General features: G+C 73.0%; 17 protein-coding genes and 1 riboswitch. Of the genes, 8 read left to right on the top strand and 9 right to left on the bottom strand.

The annotated features are described in order from the left end of the window. Positions 1-4 precede the first annotated feature (4 nt). The 3 genes from EMA17_RS40500 to EMA17_RS40490 all read right to left on the bottom strand — a co-directional run bounded on the left by EMA17_RS40500 (position 5) and on the right by EMA17_RS40490 (position 5625). A complete protein-coding gene (locus tag EMA17_RS40500; RefSeq protein WP_246127214.1) occupies positions 5-1732 on the bottom strand; it encodes an ABC transporter ATP-binding protein/permease in 1728 nt (575 codons plus the stop codon). 157 nt (positions 1733-1889) lie between these two features. Continuing rightward, positions 1890-4844 (bottom strand): helix-turn-helix transcriptional regulator, encoded by a 2955-nt coding sequence (locus EMA17_RS55625; protein WP_126642235.1) that lies wholly within the window; start codon positions 4842-4844, stop codon positions 1890-1892. Between the two features lie 205 nt (positions 4845-5049). Further along, the gene (locus EMA17_RS40490; RefSeq protein WP_126642234.1) at positions 5050-5625 is read right to left on the bottom strand and encodes a GNAT family N-acetyltransferase; all 576 of its coding nucleotides are present in this window, start codon (positions 5623-5625) and stop codon (positions 5050-5052) included. 156 nt (positions 5626-5781) lie between these two features. Here EMA17_RS40490 and EMA17_RS40485 point away from each other — a divergent pair, with 156 nt between their 5' ends. Continuing rightward, a complete protein-coding gene (locus tag EMA17_RS40485) occupies positions 5782-7581 on the top strand; it encodes a glycosyl transferase (RefSeq protein WP_218043230.1) in 1800 nt (599 codons plus the stop codon). Between the two features lie 140 nt (positions 7582-7721). Continuing rightward, entirely contained in the window at positions 7722-8306 is a 585-nt protein-coding gene (locus tag EMA17_RS40480; RefSeq protein WP_246127213.1) for a histone deacetylase, read from the top strand. Between the two features lie 24 nt (positions 8307-8330). On the opposite strand, the gene EMA17_RS40475 is transcribed toward EMA17_RS40480, so the two are convergent. After that, complete coding sequence (locus tag EMA17_RS40475) at positions 8331-9056, bottom strand: flavodoxin family protein (RefSeq protein ID WP_126642232.1); 726 nt, start codon at positions 9054-9056, stop codon at positions 8331-8333. Between the two features lie 310 nt (positions 9057-9366). Between EMA17_RS40475 and EMA17_RS40470 the strand changes: the two genes are divergently transcribed. Further along, the gene (locus tag EMA17_RS40470) at positions 9367-9774 is read left to right on the top strand and encodes a WXG100 family type VII secretion target (RefSeq protein WP_126642231.1); all 408 of its coding nucleotides are present in this window, start codon (positions 9367-9369) and stop codon (positions 9772-9774) included. A 1-nt stretch (position 9775) separates the two neighbouring features. Further along, positions 9776-11896 (top strand): DUF6571 family protein, encoded by a 2121-nt coding sequence (locus EMA17_RS40465; protein ID WP_126642230.1) that lies wholly within the window; start codon positions 9776-9778, stop codon positions 11894-11896. 38 nt (positions 11897-11934) lie between these two features. On the opposite strand, the gene EMA17_RS40460 is transcribed toward EMA17_RS40465, so the two are convergent. After that, positions 11935-12600 carry a uridine kinase family protein gene (locus EMA17_RS40460; RefSeq protein ID WP_246127212.1) on the bottom strand — a complete coding sequence of 222 codons (666 nt, stop codon included), beginning with the start codon at positions 12598-12600 and terminating at the stop codon, positions 11935-11937. 110 nt (positions 12601-12710) lie between these two features. Here EMA17_RS40460 and EMA17_RS40455 point away from each other — a divergent pair, with 110 nt between their 5' ends. The 3 genes from EMA17_RS40455 to EMA17_RS40445 all read left to right on the top strand — a co-directional run bounded on the left by EMA17_RS40455 (position 12711) and on the right by EMA17_RS40445 (position 14437). Beyond that, complete coding sequence (locus EMA17_RS40455) at positions 12711-13031, top strand: DMT family transporter (protein ID WP_126642229.1); 321 nt, start codon at positions 12711-12713, stop codon at positions 13029-13031. Continuing rightward, positions 13028-13567: a TetR/AcrR family transcriptional regulator gene (locus tag EMA17_RS40450; RefSeq protein WP_126642228.1), complete on the top strand. Its 540-nt coding sequence runs from the start codon at positions 13028-13030 to the stop codon at positions 13565-13567. Before EMA17_RS40455 ends, EMA17_RS40450 begins: the two co-directional genes overlap by 4 nt. A 285-nt stretch (positions 13568-13852) precedes the next feature. Next, on the top strand, positions 13853-14437 hold the full coding sequence (locus EMA17_RS40445; protein WP_126642227.1) for a TMEM165/GDT1 family protein: 585 nt from the start codon (positions 13853-13855) through the stop codon (positions 14435-14437). A 12-nt stretch (positions 14438-14449) separates the two neighbouring features. Here the strand turns inward: EMA17_RS40445 and EMA17_RS40440 are convergent, their stop codons facing one another. Then, entirely contained in the window at positions 14450-14926 is a 477-nt protein-coding gene (locus tag EMA17_RS40440; protein WP_126642226.1) for a DNA-binding protein, read from the bottom strand. 98 nt (positions 14927-15024) lie between these two features. Then, entirely contained in the window at positions 15025-15795 is a 771-nt protein-coding gene (locus tag EMA17_RS40435) for a TIGR04222 domain-containing membrane protein (RefSeq protein WP_160161739.1), read from the bottom strand. Between the two features lie 576 nt (positions 15796-16371). Next, a riboswitch (cyclic di-AMP (ydaO/yuaA leader) is annotated at positions 16372-16528 on the top strand. A gap of 6 nt (positions 16529-16534) precedes the next feature. Here EMA17_RS40435 and EMA17_RS40430 point away from each other — a divergent pair. Then, positions 16535-17497: a C40 family peptidase gene (locus EMA17_RS40430; RefSeq protein WP_246127211.1), complete on the top strand. Its 963-nt coding sequence runs from the start codon at positions 16535-16537 to the stop codon at positions 17495-17497. 149 nt (positions 17498-17646) lie between these two features. On the opposite strand, the gene EMA17_RS40425 is transcribed toward EMA17_RS40430, so the two are convergent. Together EMA17_RS40425 and EMA17_RS40420 are read right to left on the bottom strand one after the other, a co-directional pair. Then, complete coding sequence (locus tag EMA17_RS40425; RefSeq protein ID WP_126642224.1) at positions 17647-19431, bottom strand: methyltransferase; 1785 nt, start codon at positions 19429-19431, stop codon at positions 17647-17649. A 147-nt stretch (positions 19432-19578) separates the two neighbouring features. Next, a complete protein-coding gene (locus EMA17_RS40420) occupies positions 19579-21456 on the bottom strand; it encodes an acyl-CoA dehydrogenase family protein (protein ID WP_126642223.1) in 1878 nt (625 codons plus the stop codon). Positions 21457-21481: the final 25 nt, after the last annotated feature.

Below are 21481 nucleotides of genomic sequence, written 5' to 3'. Positions count from 1 at the left end.
GCGCTCACCACCCGGCCCGGGGGCAGCGGCGGGCCAGCACGGCGCAGGTCGCGGCGACGAACAGCGCGGCGCAGCCCGCGAGTACCGCCCAGCCGAGCAGCGGCGAGTGGTCGAAGCTGTCCCCGTACGAGGCGAGCAGCGGCGGCCCGAGCGGGGAACGGCTGTGCGCCCAGCGGCCGGACAGGTCCAGGTCGCTGCCCAGGGCCTCGAACGCCCATCGGTTGGTCATCGCGTAGCTGAGCGTGTACCCGATCGTGGGCATCCGGGGCACGGGTACGAACGCGCCGGAGAAGAGCACCTGGGGAAAGCACAGCAGCGGCAACATCAGGGTGGCCTGGCCGACCTCGGTCACCGCGGCGGAGGTGAGCAGCCCGAGCGCGAGCGCCGCGGCCGAGGCGAGCAGCAGCGTCACCAGGAGGGATCCGTACACGCTCCAGGACGCGGCGGGCAGCCGGTTCATCCCGCGCAGCACCGCGAGCAGCACTACGTCGGCCAGTACCAGGATCGGCAACAACACGGTGAACTTCGCCGCGAGGTACGGCCCGATCCGCAGCACGCTCAGCCGTTCGCGGCGCACGATCGGCAGTTCCACGCAGATCTGCAACAGCCCGTAGGTCAGCCCGAAGAAGAAGCCGCCGAACGCGATCCAGAACAGGATCATCGCCGCTCCGGACGGACTCGGCGCGAGCGGATCGAAGGCGCCGGGGCGAAAGAGCATCGCGAACATGGCCACGATCACCAGCGGCGAGCCGATCAGCATCGCGGCGGTCAGCCGGTCCCGGGTGATCAGTTCGAGGTCGCGGCGGGCCAGGATCGACCATTGGCGCAGCGGGTGATCGGCGCCCGCGCCGCGGGCGGGTCCCGGCCCGCGGACGGCCGCGGGTTTCGGGCCGGCGGGACGTGTCTCGGCCGCGCGTTCCGATCCGGGCACCGACTCGGCGGCCGGACCCGACGTCCCTCCCGGTCCGGCATTTCGCTCCAACTCCGGTTCCAGTGCCCCGAGTTCGGGTTCCAGCTGGAGTTCCGGCTCACGGCCCGCGTCCACGCTCGCCCCTCGGGAGGCCACCGCGGCGTACACGTCGGCCTCGGTCGCCACGCCGAAGTGCGCGCACATCGCCCGGGGATCCCCGACGTAGGCGGGCCGTCCGTCGGGCGCCAGGAACGCCACCCGGTCGCAGCGGGCGAGGTCGGCCGGGGCGTGCGTGGTGAGCACGACGGTGGTGCCCGCGCGGGCCAACTCGTGCAGCAGGGACATCAGTTCGGCCGCGGCGGCCGGGTCGAGGCCGGACGTCGGCTCGTCCAGGAACAGCACCCTGGGCCGGGTCAGCAACTCCACCGCGATGCTGGCCCGCTTGCGCTCGCCGCCGCTGAGCGTGCCCACCCGCCGGCCCGCGCACGCGGTCAGCCCGAGCGCGGCCAGGGTGCGGTCGACGGCGTCGGCCGGCCCCTCGTCGGCCGGTGCGCGCAGCGCCGCGGCGTAGCGCAGGCTGTGCGCCAACGGCAGCGCGCGATGCAGGATGTCGTCCTGCGGTACATAGCCCAGGCCGCGCGCGTCGGGCCGCCCGCCGTCGTGCCGCACCTCGCCCGCGCTCGGCGGCCGGATGCCGGCCAGGGTGTCCAGGAGCGTGGTCTTGCCCGACCCGCTGCCGCCCGCGATCGCCGACACCTCGCCGGCCTCGGCGACCAGCGAGACGCCGCGAAGCACGGTCCGCCCGCCGACCGTTCGTTCCACGTCGCACGCCGCGACCCGTATCCCGTGCCCCGTCATGAGTGCCCCCCGACGACTGCCCCCGAACCATCGACGGGTCATGTATAGCCCGTGCGACCGGCCCCGGACACCCCGCTCGGCGCGATCGGTCCCGGGTTCGCCGAGGTTCGTCGACCTCGGGTCAGTCGTCGAGCAGCCGCATGCGATGGGCCAGCGCGGCGGCCTCGCCGCGGGTGGCCACCTCCAACTTGGCCAGGATGTTGGACACGTGCACGCTCGCCGTCTTGACGCTGATGAACAACGTCTCGGCGATCCCTCGGTTGCTCCGCCCGTCCACGAGCAGGCGCAGCACCTCCTGCTCACGGGGCGTCAGATCGCCCGCCTGGTGCGCCGGTCGGCCTGCGGCCGGGGCCGCGCCGGCGCGGCCGAAGGGTTCGAGCCGGGCCCGTCGGGCGAGCAGTTCGATGCGTTCGCGCAGCGGCACGGTACCCAGGCGCACCGCCGTCTCGTGGGCCCGGCCGAGCACCTCGGCGGCGGCCGACCGCTCGCCGGCCGCCACGAGCGCGGCGCCGAGGTCGGCCTGTACCTGCGCGGTGGAATAGGGCTGCGTGGTCGCCTCCCAGCCGGCCACCACCTCCCGCCATCGGTCCACGGTGTCGGTGCCCTCGGCCCGGTCCAGGTACGCGGTCAGGGTGCGTGCCTGGAGGCGGTCCAGCGCGCAGTCCCGGGCCAGCGCCGCGCCGGCCGCCCGGATCCGGATCAGGTCGGCCCGGATCGCCTCGGTGGGCTCGTCGTCGGCGTACGCGCGGGCCGCCTCGATCAGCAGCGGGAACGCGAACCGCTGGTTGCCGACGCCGAAGCCGGCCCGCAGTTCCGCGTCCAGGATCTCGGCCACCTCGGCACGCCGGCCCCGCGCCCGGGCCAGCGCGATCGCGGCACCGGACTGCGGGATGCGGTGTTGCGCCTCCTGGTGCCTGCCGCGTGCGCTCTCGCGCGCGTGGGTCAGCGGGGTCGCCGCCTCGGCGATGTCGCCGCGGACCAGGCGGGTCATGGCCAGCATGCGTTCCGCGTGGCCGGTGGCGCAGCCGTCCGCGTTGTGCTCGCGGATGTCGTCCACCGTCCGGGCCACCTCGTCCCAGCGGCCGAGCGAGAACAGGCTCTCCGCGAGGTTGCCCAGGAGGAACGCGCCGGTGTTGCGGACCACCCCGCGCTCGCGGGACAGTTCGAGCGCGCGGTGGAGCGCGGCCACCGACTCCTCGTGGCGGCCGACGCCCTCCAGGACCGAGGCCCAGTTGCCGAGCACGTAGATCAGCGTGTCCGGCTTGCCGCCCCGAGCCGCCTCCGCGACGCGGACCGCCTCGCGTCCGTACGCGAGCGCCTGCGTCTCGTCCGGCTCGCCGGACCCGGTCAGGAACCAGGACAGCGCCTGGAGCGTGCCGGCGACCATGTCCTGGTCGTCGAGCCGGCGGGCGATCTCCAGGACCTGCCGGGCGATCCGCAGGGCCTCCCGGACGTGCCCCTCCAGGAAGTGTGCGCGGGCGCTCCGCAGGGCCACCCCCGCGTATTCGATCGAGTCCGGTCGGTCCTGCAACAGGCTCTCGGCGTGCTCCAGTTCGACCATGCCGGAGCCGCGACCCAGCCGGTTCAGCGACTTCGCCCGCTGGGTCCAGAGCAGCGCCGCCCGGAGCGGGTCGCGCTCCTCGTCGACGAGGTCCAACGCGTGCCGCAGCAGGGCGAGTTCGCGATCGCCGGAGTTGTCGTAGCGGGCCGCGACGATGGCACCGTCCAGGACCTGCGCGAGTGTGGTGCCGGTCGACCCCTCCGGGTCGGGGACCATGTCCCACATCGCGATCGCCCGCTCGTACAGCTCCCGGGCCTCGCCGAAGGCGTATCGATCGGCGGCGGCGACCGCCGCGGTCAGGCTCGCGGGCAGCGCCTCGGCGGGGCGGCCGGCGGCGGTCCAGTAGCGGGCCCGGCGCTCCACGTGGTCGCGGTGGGGGGACAGTTCGCCGCGCTCCACCAGGGCGTCCTGGGCCCGGGCGAACGCCGCGTACATCCGGGTGCGCTCACCGGGCAGCAGATCGCCGAGCGCCGCCTCGCCGACCAGCGCGTGCCGGAAGGTGTAGCCCTCGCCGTTCGCGTCGGAGACCAGGACGTGCCCCGACACGGCCGCGCGCAGCGCCGTCTCCAGGGTGTCCGGGTCCAGGCCGGCCACCTCGGCGAGCAGTCGGTGCTCCACGCCGATGCCGCCGACGGCGGCCAGCCGGACCACCCGACGGGCCTGTTCGGGCAGTTGTTCGATCCGGATCAGGAGCAGGTCGCGGAGCGTATCGGACAGGTCGGTGAGCCGCCCGTCGCGGATGCCGGCGGCCAGTTCCTCGACGAAGAACGCGTTGCCCTCGGAGCGTTCGAACACCTGCCGGGTGAGGGTGCGCGAGGGGGTCTCGCCGAGCAGGCCGGTGAGGTGCCTCTCCACCTGCGGCAGGGTGAGCCGGCCCAGTTCCACCCGGGTCACCGAGCGGATGCGTTCCAGTTCGGCGACCAGGCGGCGCATCGGGTGGCTGCGGTCCATCGCGTCGGCGCGCAGTGTGCCGACCAGCAGGATCCGGCCCCGGCGCAGCGAGCGGACCAGGAACGCGAGCAGTTCGCGGGTGGCCGAGTCGGCCCAGTGCAGGTCCTCGAAGGCGATCACGAGGGTGCGGTCCTCGCCGGCGCGCTCCAGCAGGCGCAGCGCGGACTCGTACAGCCCGGCCCGCTCCGGTGCGGGCCCCACGACGGGCTCGGTGGCGAGCGTCGGCGAGATCCAGGCCAGTTCGCGGCGCCGGTCGCCGACCGCGGCGTCGAAGTCGTCGCCGAGCGTGCCCGCCAGCGCCCGCAGGATGGCCGAGAACGGCGCGAACGGCAACCCCTCGGCACCCAGTTCGAGACAGGCCCCGACCGCGACCACGGTCGGTCGCGCCCGCCCGACGGCGCCGGCCAGGAACTCGTCCAGCAACCGGGTCTTCCCGACCCCGGCCTCCCCGGTGAGCAGCACGACCCGGGGCTCCCCGGCATCGGCCTCGCCGAGCGCCTCGACAAGCCGCCCCATCTCGGGCTCACGACCAACGAACTGCGGCACACCGACAAGAACAGTCACACAACGCAGCTTCCCACGGCCCCGGGCCGGGCGGACGGATCGGGTGACCGCAACCCGCCCCCGGCAGCCACCGACCGAAGCAGCGGCCACTCGGGCGCGCGAGCAAGCGGTCGGGCCGGGCCCGGCGAGCGGGCGGGCGGGCAGCCGGACGGGCTCGGGCGGGCGAGGCCGTGGCGGCCCGGGTGCCGAGAGCGGTGTCGCCGGGTCAGGCGAGGGTGGGCGGCGGCCGGCGGAGCCATTCGGCGCGGGTGACGGTGTATTCGACCTCGCCGTGTTCGGAGCCCTCGATCGACTCCGGCCAGTCGCCGAAGTAGGTGCGTCGCAGGGTCAGTCCCAGCTTTTCCAGCACCCGTCGCGAGGCCCGGTTCACGAACATCGTGTTCGCCGTCACCTCGCGCAGTCCCGGCTCGGCGAAGCCCCGGTCGAGCAGCGCCCGCGAGCCCTCGGTCGCGTAGCCCAGCCCCCACGCGGCACGGCGCAGGCGATATCCCAGCTCGACCACGTCGACACCGTCCTCGGCGAGCGGTCGCAGCTCGAACCACCCCACGAACCGCCCGCCGTCCCGCTCCCGCGCGGCCCAGAAACCCGGGTGGCCCCACGCCGGGTACACATGCCGCAGCCGCGGCAGGACCCGCTCCCGAACCGCCTCGACCGACGTCGGCCGCCCGCCGTCGATGAAGCGCATGACCTCCGGATCCCCGTCCAGCTCGACCAGATGCGTCAGGTCCGACTCGACGAACGCCCGCAGCTCCAGACGCGGCGTCTCCACAAAGATCGACATCCCGCCATCCTGGCCGACGGCGCGAGCCGGGGCCGGCCGATTTCCCGGACGGGCGACCCCGCTGCCCACTCGGCCGCACGGCCCTCGTACCATGGCCGGCGATCCCCTCGCCGCTGGGCGCTCATGGCGGGCAATCTCCCTGGAAGGACCCGATCCATGGCCGCCGTCGAGACTCGTCTCCGCATAACGTCCCGTCTCGCGCGCGGCGGTCGCATACCCGGTGTACGTGCCGGTGACCGGTGGGTCGCCGTCGGGTTCCTCCTGCTCGCCATCTGGCTCTACCACGACCTCTGGGCCGATCTCGATCAGGCCTACCTGGCCTCCGCCGGCCAGGACCAGAACATGTGGGAGTGGTTCTTCGACGCCACCGCCGACGCGGTGCGCGACCTGCGCAATCCGCTGATCTCGGACCTGCAGAACCACCCGCTGGGCGTCAACATGATGGCCAACACGGCCATGCTCGGCCTCGGCGTGCCGCTGACCCCGGTCACCCTGCTGTTCGGCCCGACCAGCACGTGGGCCCTGGTGCTCACCGGCGGCCTGGCCGCCAGTGCGTTCGCCTGGTACCGCCTGTTCATCCGCCACCTCGTGCAGCATCGCGCGGCGGCGGTGATCGCCGGCGGGTTCTGCGGGTTCGCGCCGCCGATCGTCGCGCACGGCAACGCGCATCCGAACTTCGTCGTGCTCTTCGTGATCCCGCCGATCATCGGCGCCCTGATCCGGCTGTGGCGCGACGAGCGCCCGGTGCGCGACGGCATCGTGCTCGGGCTGCTGATCGCGTTCCAGATCTTCCTCGGCGAGGAACCCCTGCTGTTCGCCGCCACCGGCCTGGTGGTGTTCGGGATCGCCTACGCACTGGCCCGCCCCGAGGCGGCCCGGGCGGCGGCCCGACCGCTGGGCACGGGACTGCTGATCGCCGCCGGCGTGTCGTTCGCGCTGGTGGCGTATCCACTCTGGGTGCAGTTCTTCGGGCCGCAGCACTACTCCTCGCTCGACCACGAGTCGGGCAACGACCTGGCCGCGTTCACCGCGTACGCGAGCGATTCCCTCGCCGGCGACCGGAGCGGCGCGGCGGCGCTGTCCGAGGGCCCGACCGAGGAGAACGCGTTCTTCGGCTGGCCGCTGGTGATCCTCACCGGATTCCTCGTCGTGTGGCTGCGCCGCGAGGCGGTCGCCCGGGCGGCGACGATCACCGCCCTGGTCGCGGCACTGCTCTCGCTCGGGCTGCGGATCGTCGTCGACCACGAGCAGACCGGCATCCCGGGACCGTGGCAGCTGGTGAACAAGCTGCCGCTGTTCGAATCGATCCTGGAATCCCGGTACGCGATGGTCTGCGTCCCCGCGATCGCGGTCCTGTTGGCGATGGCCACCGACCGGGTACTGACCTCGGTCCGGGACCACTCGGTCACCGGGCGCGAGTTGCCGGTGCGGCTGATCTGGGCCGGCGTGCTGACCATGGCCCTGCTGCCGATCGCGCCCACCCCGCTGGACGTCGTCGAGCGCCGCTCGGTGCCCGCCTTCTTCGCCGACGGACGGTGGCGCCCGTACGTGGACCACGGGTCGGTGGTCGTGGTGCCGCTGCCGAGCGTGGTCGAGGCCTCCGCGCTGCACTGGCAGAGCGTGGCCGACCTGGGCTTCCCGCTCGCGGAGGGCTACTTCGTCGGCCCGTGGGGTCCCGACCGGGTGGGTGTGTACGGCGCCGACTACAGCCCGACCTCGGCGCTGCTCGGTCGGGTCGCCTCCGAGGGCAAGGTTCCCGAGATCACCGACGACCAGCGCCGCGAGGCCCGCGAGGACCTGACCCGCTGGCGCGCCGACGTGGTCGTCCTGCCCCCGCACCCGCACGGCGCGGAGCTGACCGACACCCTGACCGCGCTGCTCGGTCCGGGTCGACGGGTCGCCGACGTGCAGGTATGGGACGTACGACCGCTGGTGGCGGCGGCCCGGGCCGGATAGACCGGGCCGCGCCGGACGACCGCGCACGGCGGCACCGATCGCCCGGATCCGGGCGCGCGTCGCCGTTTCCGGGCGCACGCCGGGTTAGGCTGCCGGATGTGTGTCCAGATCTGGTGTGGTATGTCGCGTACGGGTCCAACATGCATGCCGCCCGCCTCGACTGTTACCTGCGCGGCGGCCGGCCGCCCGGCGGCGTCCGGGACTATCCGGGATGCCGGGACCCGGCCGCACCGCGCGCGACGCGACCGATGGTGATATCGGGCCGGATGTACTTCGCCCTGGAGTCGAAGGTGTGGACCGGCGGACTCGCCCTGTACGACCCGCTGGACCCGGGCCGCACGCCCGGCCGGGCATACCTGCTGACCGTCGGGCAGTTCGCCGACCTGGCCGCACAGGAGATGCACCGCGCGCCCGGCCTCGACCTCGACCTCGGCGACCTGGCGGCCGGCGCCCGGGTGACCCTCGGCCCGGGCCGCTACGAGACGGTGGTCCGCGTCGGTACGGCCGACGGCCTGCCGATACTCACCCTGACCACGCCGTCCCGCAGCGCCGACGTGCCGTGGAACGCCCCCTCCGCCGCATATCTGCACCACCTGAGTGCCGGTCTCGGCGAGGCGCACGGCTGGTCCCGCCGGCGCGCCGCGCGCTACCTCGCCGGCTGCCCGGGCGCGGCCGGCACCTGGACCGAGGACACGATCGCCGTACTGCCGAGCCCGCCGGGTTGACCTCCTCCGCAGACGCGTGAACCCTCAGCGATAGTCCGGATTCTCGAAGTCGTACCGGCACCCGGCGTCCCAGCCCGCCCGCTGGTTGCCGTACGCCGGCATCCCGCCCGCGTCCTTGAGCAGCCGGGCCAGGTGCAGCAGATTCCAGGTCATGAAGGTGGTGTTGCGGTTGGTGAATTCGTTCGCCGGCCCGCCCGACCCGGGATCCAGATACGACGGCCCCGGCCCGGCCTCGCCCATCCAGCCGGCGTCCGCCTGCGGCGGGATGGCGTAGCCGAGATGCTGAAGGCTGTACAGCACGTTCATCGCGCAGTGTTTGACCCCGTCCTCGTTCCCGGTGATCAGACAACCGCCGACCCGCCCGTAATAGGCGTACTGCCCGGCCTCGTTGAGCAGGCTGGAACACGCGTACAGCCGCTCCACCACCCGCTTGAGCACCGAACTGTTGTCGCCGAGCCAGATCGGCCCGGCCAGGACCAGGATGTCCGCGTCCATCACCCGCTCGTACAACTCCGGCCACTCGTCGCTCGGCCACCCGCGCTCGCGCATGTTCGGCCAGACCCCGGTGGCGATCTCGTGATCCACCGCCCGGAACTCGTCGACCGCGACCCCGTGTCGGGTCATGATGCCGCGGCTGATGTCCACCAGGCCCTGGGTGTTGCTGATCTCCGGGGAACGTTTGAGGGTGCAGTTCACGAACAGCGCACGCAGGTCGTCGTAGCGCGCGGGCGGTGGTCCGAAGTCGGGCATCGAAGGCTCCTCTTGACGGCGGCGAACGGGGTGACGCGGCGGACGACCGGGGACGTCCCGGCGCCAGCCTCCCGTACCCGATCGCCACAGGACGGCACATTCCCCCGTACCTCGCCACCGCGCCACCGCGACCCACCCGCTCGGCGCAATACCGGCGCCCACCGGCCGACTCCCCGCCCCGCGAATCCCGATCCGGCATCATCCCCCGCGATGTCCACGGATCGGTTGATCACGGCGAGCCGGTGGTCTTGGATGGCCAGGTATCGCGCATGTATGGCGCGTATCGCATCGGTGACTCGGGGGTTACGGCATGACGACCGATTTCGACTCGATACTCAATCCGGGGCTGCCCCGGGTGAAGGTGGACGGCGGTCCGTTCGCCGCCACGAACACGCCCGACCCGCGGCCCGGTTGCGCGCCGCAGGCACCGGACGTACACGTCGAGCCGGGCACACTGGACACCGCCGCCGGCCGACTGCGGGAGATCGCGGGGGACTTCCGCACCACCGGCCTCAAGGGCGTCACCGCCCTCGAACCGGTGGCCAAGGCGCTCGGCGGCTTCGACCTGGCCAAGGCGGTGGACGCCGCGCACACCGCGTGGCACGACCGTACCATCGCGGTCGCCGACACACTCGCGGGCCGGGCCGGGAACCTGAACACCGCGGCGACCACATGGCGCAACACCGAGGGATCCGTCTGCACGACCTTCGGAGGCTGACGTGGTCGATTTCATCCACCTGCGCGACGTCGACCTGGGCACGCTGACCACCGCGGCCGAGGTGTGGGCCACGCTGCCCGACCGGATGCACACCCAGCACGGCGACGTGGACCGCGACGTGGTCTCCCCGCTCGCCGGCGGCGCCTGGAAGGGCGCCGAGGCCACCGCCGGTATCGGCGAACTCCGGGCCATGTCCGGCCAGATGGAGGACGCGCATACCGAGGCGGCGGCGCTGCGCACGGTGCTGCTCGACGCGGCGAGCGACCTGAGAACCGCCAAGGAGCACCTGACCGAGGCGATCGCCGACGCGGCCGACCGGAAGTTGACCGTGGACGACGGCGGCGGCGTGCACTGGACCGCGCCGTCGTACGCCCGCAACCTGCCCCCGGACGACTACGACGCGGTGACCAAACCGCTCAAGGAGGCGGCGCAGGCCATCGCGGACCGGATCGGCCGGGCCCTGACCGAGGCCACCGCCGCCGACCGGCGCGCCGCGTTCGCGCTGAACGCGGACACGCGCGGCGACGATCCAAGGAAGTTCAACGGCAAGGCGGTCGGCGCGGGTCCCGCCCAGGACGCGCGGCGCGCCACCGACCTGGCCAATCGGCTGATGATGCTCGGCCCGGCCGAGCGCGGCGAACTGCGCAACCTGCTCGCCGCCAACGCCGACGACCCGGCGTTCGCCACCCCGTTCCTGAACGGGCAGGGTCCGCGCGGCACGCTCTGGCTGGCGGGGATGATCGCCAAGCTGGGCGGCGGCGACGTGCCCGAGGGCCAACAGGAGGACCTGAAGGCGATCCAGGCCGATCTCGGTCGGGTATTGGCCGCGGGTACCGGAAAGGGCCCCGGGCCGCACGTCGATCGAGCGTGGGTCGACGAACTCATGCGGGCCGGCCGGGAGAAGACCGACATCGGGCTGTATTCGTTTCGGCCCTACGGGTACCAACTCCTGGGTACCCTGCTCGACACCGGGCGACAGGACACCGATTTCCTGCGCCTGATCGGTCAGGACATGCGCGCCATGGAGCGGGACGATCCCGCCGTTTGGATGAAGAACACGCCGTCGGGGGCGATGTACAACGGGTTCCGACTCGACATCGCCGACGGACACGGGGCGGGGCTGGACCCGATGACCGGCCTGATGGCCGCCTTCGGCAACAACCCCGAGGCGTCGAAGGAGTTCTTCGACCCGGCCGAGCATCCCGGTGAGGTCGGCTACATGCTCAAGCGGCACTGGTTGCCGGACTGGGCCGGTGCGGGGCCGATCCCCGAGGGGTACGAGCCGCCCGGCCTCGACCAGTTGGGCCGGGCGCTGGAGGCCGCCTCGACCGGACGGACTCCGGGCGGCGGCCACGGACTCCCCGGCGGCCCGCAGCCCCCGCACGACGAGACGATGCGGCAGATCATGCGGGACACGGTCGCCACGCTCGGCGGCGAGGACGGCCTGCGCGGCAGGTTCGCGGCCGATCTGCGGGACAGCGTCGGCAACATGGTCGCGTCCTACATGGGCGACGGCGTGTACGACCAACTGGTCGCCAAGGACGGGCGGAACGGGGCCATGTTCCACGACCGGGACCTGATGCGGGTGATCACCGGCGCGGGCAACGACCCCGAGGCGTTCGCGGTGATGCACGGCGCCACCGTCGAACACGCCGCCGGCGTGCTGGCCGCGCACCCGGTGGTCGAGGTGCCGGGGGCACTGCCGGCGATGGACGTCGAGGCCCGCCAGGCGTTCAACGCGCTGGGCACGATGGACGGTCTGCGCGACGAGTCGATCGTGGCCGCGCGCGAGGCGGGGGTCACCGAGGCGACCTGGAACCGCAAGTACCAGACCCTCGCGAGCGCACAGATCCTGAGCTACATCCCGCACGTCGGCATTCCCGCCGGCCGGATGATGGACATCTACACCGCACACGCCCTGGCCGCCGACACCGCCGCCCTCGAACACGGCTCCGGGCTCGACCGGACCGAGAACTACTGGAGCGGCTGGTCGAGTTCGAAGGCGATGGCGGAGGAGTACGCGCGGGCGAACACCACCAGTCCGCAGGAGATCGCCGACCTGGCCGAGGACCGCCGGGCCCAGGCGATGGACACCGCCGCCCGCCGGCTGGGCCGCAAGTAGCGCGATCGAGCCCGCCGCCCGCTCCCCGGGCGGCGGGCTCAGCCGGATCCGGCGACGGCCCCGGCTCGCGGAAGAGGCGATCCGGGCGGCACGGGCCCCGCCGACGACAACCGGCCGCTCGTACCGTCGACGCGCACATGGGGGCGGTCCCAGGGACGGTCGGCGGCCAGGTGCGCGGCCTCGGCGGTGCGCCACAACCGCCAGAACCAGGCCAGCCCGGGCCCGTCCCGCTCCAGCGTGCGGGCGGCGGCGACCTCGGCCGGGACGTCGACCAGGACGCGCAGCGCGGTGACCGTGCCGAGTTCCCGGCGGGCCGCGCCGACGCCCTCCAGGATCACCACCGGGGCGGCCGGTATCTCGCGGTAGCCGGCGATCCGATAGGCGGGCCAGTCGTAGATGTCGCACCGCGCCGTCTCGTGCCGGGCCAGCGGCGCCAACAACTGCTCGCGCAGTCGAGGCGACCAGCCGAAGAAGTCGCCGGGCCGGGCGAAGTCGTCCAATCGCACCACGGGCGCGCCGGGCAGGTGCGCGGCGAGCGCGTCGGCGAACGTGGTCTTGCCCGAGCCGCCGATCCCGTCCACCACGATCAGCCGGGTCCCGCCGACGGACGGCGGCAGCACCCCGACACACGCGGCCAACCGGGCGGCCGTCGCGCACCGGCGCGGATCGAGCCGTTCGGGCCGTTCGGGCCGGTCGGGAGGCATCGGCGCAGCCTACCCACCACCACGAACCGGCCCGCGAGGGGCCGGCGACCGCGCACCCCGTTCCAGTACATTTGTACTTGTACATCTGTACCACTCGGTGGGGAGGACGCGTGGCCTGGTTGTTCCTGGGGTTGGCGATCTCGTGTGAGGTGATCGCGACCAGTCTGCTCAAGAGCACCGACGGCTTCACCCGGCTGTGGCCGACACTGACGTGCCTGGGCGGCTACGCCGGCGCCTTCTATCTCCTGACGCTCTCGCTGCGCCAGTTGCAGGTGGGCACGGCGTACGCGATCTGGTCGGGGCTCGGCACGGTGGCGATCGCCCTGGTCGGCGCGGTGTTCCTGAACGAGCCGATGACCCTGCTCAAGGCGTTCGGGATGGCCCTGGTGATCGCGGGCGTCGTGGTGCTGAACCTCGGTGGTGCGCATTGACCGCGACCCGGGATCCGGAGGGCCGCCGGTTGCGGATCGTGCGCGGCGCCGTCCAGGCCATCGCCGAGGTGGGCGTCGGCAACACCACGCACCGCCTGGTCGCGGCGCGGGCCGAGGTCCCGCTGGGGGCGACCACGTACTACTTCGCGTCGCTCGACGACCTGGTCGCCGCGGCGTTGGCGTACGCGTCGGCGGAGACGGTGCGGATGGTGGACGACTGGGCGGCGCGGATCCGCGGCAGCGACGACGTACCCCGCGTGCTCGCCACGCTCACCGCCGAATACCTCGCGGACCGCCCTCGGGCGCTGGTCGAGTACGAGTTGTATCTGGCCGCCGCGCGCAGCCCCGAGTTGCGCGGTTTCGCCCGGGCCTGGGTCGAGGGGGTCGGCGGCTTCCTGGTCGACCGGTTCGGACCGCCCGCCGCGGCCGCGGCCGTCGCGGTCCTGGACGGCACGATGTTGCAGGTGCTGACCCTGGGCAGGCCACTGGACGAGGAGCAACTGCGCTGGTCGCTGGCGCGCTGTCTGGCGTCGTGAACCGGCCCGGACCCGCCCGGCGAGGCTCGGTCGGGGCGTACGCATGCGGTAGGGTCGCAGCAGCGAAGGGGAGTAGCCCCGCGAACCGGTCGTCGACATGCTGGAGCCCTCGGGTTCCCGGTGGCCGGGCCCGATCATCCGGGTGGGCGAGACCTTCGGCCAGGCAACGACGCGTCCGCGAGTCTCGCGGACGCGCCCCGTCGTGCCGGGCCGAGTGGTCCTCCAATCCGCCGAGCGGCGCTTCGTGAAGACCCGGGGCCCGGCTCTCGCAGAAAGCCACCCGGAATGCACCTCGACCTCCTGGCGATCCTGACCGCCTTCGGGCTGATCTTCCTCGCCGAGCTCCCGGACAAGACCATGTTCGCGTCGCTCGCCATGGGCACCCGCATGCGCCCTCTCTACGTCTGGTTCGGTACCTCGACCGCGTTCGCCGTGCACGTCGCGCTCGCCGTCGGCGCGGGCGGACTGCTCGGCCTGCTTCCCGGTTGGATCGTCAAGCTCGTCTCCGCCGCGCTGTTCGGCTTCGGTGCGTTCATGCTGCTGCGCGGTGGTGCCGACGACGAGGACGCGGACGGCGGCGGAGCGCGGATCACCGGTTTCCGGGCGGTGTTCTCGACCGCCTTCATGGCCGTGTTCATCAGCGAGTGGGGCGACCTGACCCAAATCACCACCGCCAACCTGGCCGCCACCAACGGCACCTGGTCCACCGCGATCGGCTCGGTCGCGGCACTGATGTCGGTGTCCGCGCTGGCGCTGCTCGCCGGCCGGTTCATCGCCAAGCGCATGCCTTTGCAGACCGTGCAGCGGATCGGCGGGGTGTGCATGCTCGGCCTGGCGATCTGGTCGCTGGTCGAGGTGTTCGCGGGCTGACCCGGTGGGCGTTCAGGCGTGGGCGGCCGGGTCGTCCGCCGACTCGGGGGTGGTGCGGCCGAGCAGGCGTTCATAGCGCTGGCGGGCCGCCTGCGGGGTGCCCAGGCCCAGGCCGAAGGCGATCTCCTGCCAGGTCATCTCGCGCCCCCGGGCCATCCGGAGCAGCCCCGCCTCCAGGTCGTCCATCTCGCCCCGGGCCAGCGGAATCAGGCTCAGCGCCGCGGTGATGTCGGCGTGGTCCACCGCCGGCTCGCCGTCGGCGGGCTGCGCGATGCCGCTGAGCAGGAACGACACCAGGCGGATCGCCTCGTGCGGGCCGAGCATGTACGGATGCACCTGCCGCGCACGCTGCTCGTCGGTGGCCGCGTGCCGTTCGGCGATCCGAAAGAGGGAGGCGTGTACGCGCTCGGCCCGCGCCTGCTCGGGGTCGGGCGGGCTGAAGGGGTCGTGGGGTTCGGGGGTCGCGGGGGTGTCCGGAGTCGAAGACATGAGCACATCATGCCGGGACACATGGATTGATGTCAACGGATTACGTTGCTCGACTTGTGATGAACGGTCTGTTCACACGGTGAGGTACGGCCTTCGGGTCAGCCCGGAGTGGGCTGCGCCGGCGGCGGCATCAGGGCCGTACGCAGCGCCGGATCCGGGAGGGCTTCCGGGCCGAAGACGGCCAGACGGATCAGGGCGTCCTCGTCCGAGTCGGTCGATACGGTCGGGGGCATGGTCCGCAGTTCCGCGATCCGGGCCCGACCGGTCAGGGTCTGCGGTGCGAGGGTGCGGTCGAACAGCGGGGTGACGACCGCCAACTGGGCGAAGAAGAGCAGCCCGCCCGGCACCGGATAGCCGTTCACGCCGCCCGCGATGGCGAAGCCCAGGCCCGGGAGCAGCACACCGCACAGACCCGTGACGCCGCGCGGGCCCACCTCCCGTTCGGTCAGCAGCAGTCCGTCCTGTTCGAGGCGCGTGCGCGCCGGTCGCCAGACGGCGGTCGGGGTCGAGCGGGCGATGTGCTCGACGACCGGGTCGGTCACGGCGGTACGGGCCGAGCCGACCGCGTCGAACACCGCGCGCTCGTACCCGTCCTCCGGTACGGGGGCGAGCAGTCCGATCCGGCGGTCGGCGCCGATCACCGCACGCCGGCGGCGGTGCATGGCGACCAGCGCCACCTGGGCGAATCGCCCGGGGCCGGCCACGAGCAGCGCGATCTCCCAGACGTCGAGCGGGCGACCGGCTCCGGGCGACGCCGGACGGCGGCGCAGCCGGTACATCAGGACCACCCGGACCACCCACCCCGCGACCAGGCAGCCGAGACAGGCGGTCGCCACCGCCAGGTACAGACCACCGAGGCCGGTCGGCATCGACCAACTCCCGGCGAGGACCCCGCCGTCGACGACACCGGCGCCGGCCCCGGCCCCGCTTCCGGTCGTCGCGAGTCCCGTCGCGTGTGTCGGATGTATCGCGACGCCCCCGCCGGACACGGCGTTCATCCCAACCCCCCGGTATCCCCCGCGCGGCACGTTCGTCGTGGCGCCGGTACGCACCACAGTGACGGCTCCCCGCGCGTCTGTCCGGTGGAAACCCCTCTGCCGGGAGCACGGCGGCCCGATGCCCGGAATGTGATGTAGCCCGCATGGATAAAACGGACATAAATTATATAGCCGACTTCGGGTTGCAATTCATTTCCGGGGGGCGGCGACGAATCTCGACTATTTTCCGTTACCGCTCCGTCACGCCACTCTCCGAGATATGCCCTCGTCACCACGGGTGCTTCCGACCGAAGCCGGCCGAGATGTCGCCTTTATTCCGCCTTTACACTCCGGGCAAAGTCTGCGATTCGGTTGTGATCTCCCCGTCGCATTGCCTACCTTTCTCGCCGATTCACCTTTCGGGTGAACCCTGCCGCCGGTACGCCGAATCCCGTCGCCGGCAGCGGGAGGTCCACAGCGAAGAATCCGACGGGAGCGGGGGAACCAGGTGAATCGCCGTGGCCGGGATCGTTCCGGTGACGGCTAGGGGTGAAGTCGCGTGAAGCGACCGGGCTGCTCCAGTCCGAATCCGACAGCTCACCTCGTAGGCGACAGGAGAGGACCCCATTTCATGCTGTCCGCAAACGCTCGCCATCGAGCCGCTCGCCCCGCCAACGTCCGCCGCTTCGTCGCGGCGGTGGGCATCGCCGGCATGGGAGCCGTCATCCCGGTCGCCGGCGCCGGTGCGGCCCACGCGCAGGTCCCCACCACCGACCAGGCCCCCACCGGCGCCTCCGCCGTGCTGTCGGCCACGCCGACCGCCGCGGTCGAGAGCGCCCCGGTCCAGGCCGAGACCGCCTCGCCCGCGGCCGCCACCGCCGCGGAGAAGGCCCGCTACCTGGTCCAGGCCGGTGACACGCTGTCCCAGCTCGCGCTGACCAACAAGGTCGCCGGCGGTTGGCAGAACCTGTACCAGCTCAACCGCGACGTGCTCCTGTCCGGCCCGGACCTGATCGAGATCGGCCAGAGCCTGCGGCTGACCGGCTCGGCGCCCGCGCAGCCCGAGGCGGACGCCCCGGCCAAGCCGAGCATCCGGGTCCAGCCGAAGACCACGGTCACCGGCAAGACCGCGCCGAAGCCGGCGAGCAAGCCGTCGGTCGACGTCGCGGCCAAGCCCGCCGCCAAGCCCGCCACCGGCGGCTCGAAGGGCAACCAGGCGCCCACCGGCGGTTCATCGAACACGTCGAGCAAGGCCGCCCAGGCCGTCGCCTTCGCCAAGGCGCAGGTCGGCAAGCCGTACGTGTACGGCGCCACCGGCCCGAACGCGTACGACTGCTCGGGTCTGGTCCAGGCCGCGTACAAGGCGGCGGGCATCTCGCTACCGCGCGTGACCAACGACCAGTTCGCCGCCGACCCGCACGTGTCGATCGCCAACCTGCAGCCCGGCGACCTGGTGTTCTTCTACTCGGGCATCAGCCACGTCGGCATCTACATCGGCGACGGCAAGATGGTGCACGCCGCCAACTCGCGCAAGCCGGTGGAGATCGCCTCGATCAACACCATGCCGATCGCCGGCGCCACCCGCCCGAACTGATCGCGCGACCCGGCCGCGGCGGCGCCCGGGTGACGATCGCACAGCGATGGCAGTGGCTCGGCGCCGTGTCCCCGACCGTGGTCGGGGACACGGCGCCGTCGTGCGTCCGGTGCCCACGTGTGCCCGGGGCTCGTACGTGCGTCCGGTGCCTACCCCTGCGCGGGACGCGGTCGGGCGGTGAGTACCGCCATGTCCAGCGGCAGCGGTCGCAGGTCGAGCAGTTCGAAGCCGCCCTCGGCCAACAACGCGCGATACTCCGCCACCGTGCGTTCGCGGCCCCGGGCGTTGGTCATCATCTGGATGTCGAAGCGCAGCGGCAACACCGACCCGCCCGCCTCGACGATCGGCCGTTCGACGATCGCCAGACGTGCGTCGGCCGGCATCGCCCGGGCCAGTGCCCGCAACACGACCAGGCACTCGGGGTCCGCCCAGTCGTGCAGGATCCGGGCCAGCAGGTACAAATCGGCGCCATCGGGCAGGGCGCCGGTGAAGAAGTCGCCGACCACCAGGTCGCACCGATCCGCCGCGGCCGACACGGCCAGCAACTCCCGGGCGGCTTCGACCACGTGCCCCTGCTCGAAGAGCACCCCGCGCGCGCTCGGATGGTCGCGCAACACGCGGAGGAGCAACTCCCCGTCGCCACCCCCGACATCGACCACCGTCGCGCCCGGCGGCAGGTCCAGAGCGGCCGGCACCGCGTCGAAGACGACCGTGCCGAACGCCATCGCCTCCCGGAACAGCCGTGCGTCGTCCGGGTGTTCGGCGAAGTATTCGAACGACTCCCGGCCGTGCACCCGGGTGAACGCGTCCTCGCCGGTGCGCACCGTGTGCTCCAGGCCGAGATACGACGTGAAGAACAGACCGCTGTACAGATCCGCCAGTGCGGCCAACGATCCGTCCCGCTCGGTGCGCAGCAGCGCGCCGCGCTCGGTGAGCCGATAGTGCCCGTCCGCCTCGGCCCGCAGCACCCCGTGCCCGGCCAACAGGCGCAACAGCCGCCCCAGGCGGTCCGGTTCCGCGCCCGCCGCCTCGGCCAGGTCGGCCACCGACCGGGACCCGTCGCCGAGGTGGTCGGCCAGGCCCAACCGCGCCGCGACACCGATCGCCTGGGTCACCCACGCGCCGGTGACCAGGTGCAACATCTCCCGCGTCGGGTCCTCGCGCGACGAATCCTCGCGTGGCGGCGAACCGGCCCGACCCGCCGCCGGGCGCGGTGCCGCGTGACGCCGCAGCACCTCGGGATACGAACCGGTGGCAAGGATCTCCAAGCGGCGCGGCCAGCGGTCCGAGGCCGGTTCGCCGATGCTGCGGAAGTACAGCACGAAGGTGTCCTCGTGCGGATTGAAGCCGCCGCCGTCCCGGCGCACCTCGTCCCGGGAGACCAGCAGGTCGTGCAGGTCCAGGAGGGTGATCGGAGTCGGCTCGACCACGCGGAAGGCGAAGTGTGTCTCGCCGTTGCGGGCACGCTCCTCGGCCCGTAGTCGGGCGAAGTCGGCCCCCGGAACCGGTGCCACGGCGAACAGTTCGAGATTGCGGCCCTCGCAGGCGGCGACCCCGTCGCCGGGCAGCGCGCAGCGCACGATGTGTACCTCGACCGACTCCGCGCGCAGGCCCAGGCGTTCGGCGATCCGGTCGCGGACGACCGTGCTGGGCACGACCTCGGTGGTGCGTAATCCCCAGTGCGGCAGGCGGTCGAGCAGGTCGCCGAGCCGCTCCGGGAAGACGAGCAGCGCGGCGTGGTCGAAGCGGCAGTGCCGGGACACCATGTCCACGACCGCGTCGGGGACTCCCGGCGGCAGCGCGGCCCGGAGGATGTCCGCCGCGCCGTGTCCGCACACGTGGTCGATCAACGCGCGGATACGGTCGGCGTCCGGATCGGACAGGTACTCGGGGTCGATCCCGGTCGGGACGGCCGTCGAAGGTGCAGGGTTCATCGAAGCTCCGTTTGTCCGTGGTCCGAGGGTGGTGCGTGCGCGTCCCGAACGACCCTGCGGGGGTGCGCGGGTCGGGGCGGGGCGCCGGGTGGAGGTGTGTGGAGGGCCGGGGATGCCCGGGGAGGCGGATCCGGGGGCGGCGCGGCGTCACCTCGTCGGGTCGCCGATCGGGTCGTCCCCGACCAGGGCGCCCCGGACCAGGCCCGGCGGTACGTCCAGCAGCTCGATCAACGCCCGGGCGTGCGGAGCCAGTCGGGCGCACGCGGTGTCGATCCGGGCCGACAGGCCGCGGACCTCGTCGGCGGTGAGCAGGCCGGCGGCCAGGAACCAGCCGTCGTGCGCCGCGACCTCCTCCAGGACCCGGAGCAGGCACAGGTCGTCGAGCACCGACTCGGCCACCCGGTGTGCGAACGTGGCGCGGGCGTCGTGGATCAGCGCCTCGACGGTGATCCGCGCCGCGTGCGCCTCGCCCAGGCGCTCGGCGGCGTCGGCGCAGTCGTTGCGCAGGACGAACGGGTCGACTCCCCGCTCCGCGCCGAGCCGCAGCCGCTCGACGAGTTCTTCGTGCAGCAGTCGCTCGCGGGTGCGGAACAGGTCGGCCCAGCCGGGGCGTTCGAGGGGTTCGGTGGAGCGGCCCGGGGCGTCGGCGCCGGCAGGGGTTTCGGCGTCGTCACGGGCGTGGGCGTCGCCGGGAGCGTCGGCGACGGCCGGGGGCTCGTAGTCGACGCCCGTCGCCATCGACCAGCCCGCGTCGAGGAGGATCAACTGGTTGTCGCCGCCCGCCGCGTTGAAGGCCATCGCCAGGCCCTGGTAGTCGATCAGCCGGTTCTCGGTGAAGAAGCCGAACGCGCCGCACGCCCGCCGGCAGCGCGACACGGCCTGTTCGGCGAGTCGATCGGTCGTCACCTTGAGCAGCGAGGCAGTGCGCATCGTCGTCGGGGGCAGGCCCCGATCGGCCGCCCGGTGCACCGGCAACCGCCAGCACAGGTCGGTCGCCCGGCGGGCCAGCACCGTCGCGGTCAGGGCCGCCGCGTGGGCGCCGAACAGCGCGCGCTGCTGGTTGCGGTGGGCCAGCGCCGGGGTTTGTGGATCGAAGCGGCCGACGGTGCGGCGCCGGTGGGCGTGGGCGAGGGCGATCGCGGTGGCGGCGCGGGTGACGGCGGCCATCCCGGTCGCGATCGCTCCCCACGCGAACCTGCTCTGGCCCTGGCTGCGGCGGCTGCGGGCCGCCGGATCGAGCGGGTCGTGATGGCCGCCGCCGCGCTCGCCGGGGGCGGTGATCGTGGCCCCGTCGCGCAACCAGCGGGCGGCGGGCACCGGGACGTGGTCGAAGCGTACGGCGGCGTAGTCCAGCGGCAGCAGGCCGGTCGGCGGTCGCGGCGTGATCACCACCCCGGGGCACGGGCCGGCCTCGTCCCGCAGCGGCACCAGGAACAGCCCGGTACCCCGGCCGATGCCGTCCACCACGATCCGCGCGCCGACGACCGCCACTCGGGGAATGCCGGAGAGCCCCACGTTGGGCGGGTACTTGCAGGCCCCGGCGTCCGGGGTGTGCAGGTCGAACACCTGGCCCACGGGGTCCCAGACCGCCTCCGTGCGGATGCCGGCGGCGCTGTTGCCCCGGCCCACCTCGGTCATCAGCGCGGCGCCGATCGAGGGGCCGAGGGCCAGTTCGGCGATGTCCTCGGGGCTCGCGCCGAAGTCCAGGGCGGGGCCGAGGGTCATGCAGTGGTGCAGGAACATCACATGGAACACGCTCGGGTCCACCATCGCGGCGAGTTCGAGCAGTTCGCGCAGGTACGCGGGATGGTGCAGGAGCGGATCCTCGCCGGATATGCGCTCGTGCAGCCACCGCACCCGACGGTAGGTCAGCGCGTCGCGGACCGGCCCGGCGATCGCCGCGTCGGGCCCGGCCGGCGGATCGAAGAGCACGTCGGCGAACAGCTTGGCGGGGTCGGGGAAGGCGGGCTCGATGGGTGGAAGGGGTGCGTGTCCCAGGGCTGTTCGCCGGGCGTGCTCGGTCATCGGGGTGGCTCCTGACACAAGGGGT

This window comes from Embleya hyalina (assembly GCF_003967355.1).
Classification (GTDB): Bacteria; Actinomycetota; Actinomycetes; order Streptomycetales; family Streptomycetaceae; genus Embleya; species Embleya hyalina.
Note: the sequence above shows the minus strand (reverse complement) of the source record. Positions and strands in the feature narration are given on the sequence as shown.